This window comes from Vibrio sp. 704 (assembly GCF_033339295.1).
Genome location: NZ_JAWOUH010000105.1, coordinates 1 through 1112 on the forward strand (window position 1 = coordinate 1; position 1112 = coordinate 1112).

The following is a 1112-nucleotide window of genomic DNA, read 5'->3' on the forward strand; positions in this document are numbered from 1 at the left end:
AAAAGTCGAGACCTTGATAAGGCTCATCCAAAATGAGTAGCGTTGGCTGCTTCACTATAGCGCGCGCGATCAACAGCAAACGTTGCTGACCGTATTCCAACTGTTTGAAAGACGTCTTTTCGTAGTGACGCATGTGTAAGATATCAAGCCACTCTTTAGCTACGTCAATCTCTTTACGCGAAGGCTGATTATACAAGCCAATCGAGTCGTAGAACCCAGACAGAATGACCTCTAACGCGCTGCAATTCACTCGGTATTGAAGATGCAGTGCAGAGGAGACCATGCCAATATGCTGTTTTATCTCCCAGATGCTTTCGCCAGAGCCTCGCTTCTTGCCGAAGATGTGGATGTCGTTACTGTAGCATTGTGGATGATCGCCAAATATCAGCCCCAATAACGTACTTTTACCACAGCCGTTTGGCCCTTTAACTTGCCAGTGTTGTCCTTTATCTATGCGCCAATTCAGGTCAGTGAAAATACGTTTTTCAGTGTATTCAACTTGGCCATTTTTTAGTTCGAAAATAGGATCATCGAAGTGCGTAGAGTGTTGGTGGCGTCGTATCAACCTCATCATCTCTTCGCTTTGTTTTTGGGATTGTGACTTGATTTGTTCGATTATCGGGTGGTTGTCCCAACTCTCTTTATTCATTGTGCTGTCAAGACTGCCGGCATTAAATAGCGCCACATGATCTATCCATTCTGGCATGTCGGACTCGCGAGAAAACGTAATCAACATCTGGACGGATTGCGAAAGCGAGTGCAAATAGGTTGCGAGTGAAGCGCGGTGGGCAACATCTAGACCGACAAAAGGATTATCCAGAAGCACAAGGTCAGGTTGGGTTGCCAACGCTCTAGCGAGCATGACTCGTCTGGTCTCGCCAGTCGATAAAACACGAAAACCGCTCTGTTTTAAATGGTGAAGGTCGAGCTCTTCAAGCAGTCTTTCCGTCGTTGCTGCATCTTGGCAGCACTCAAAAATCAAAGCATAAACGGTACTGCCTTGGTCGATACGATCGAGAAAATCGGTGTCGTCCTTTTCTAGCTCACGTTCAAGTAGTCGTTGTTGCTCTGAAAGCGATACTTGCGCGACTTTCAATTCACCAAGATCCAAC

General features: G+C 46.3%; 1 protein-coding gene. It reads right to left on the bottom strand.

The features are described 5' to 3' along the window. Positions 1-1112, bottom strand: a 1112-nt coding sequence (locus R7R24_RS24755) for an ATP-binding cassette domain-containing protein (RefSeq protein ID WP_318119740.1), incomplete at both ends; no start/stop codon positions are given.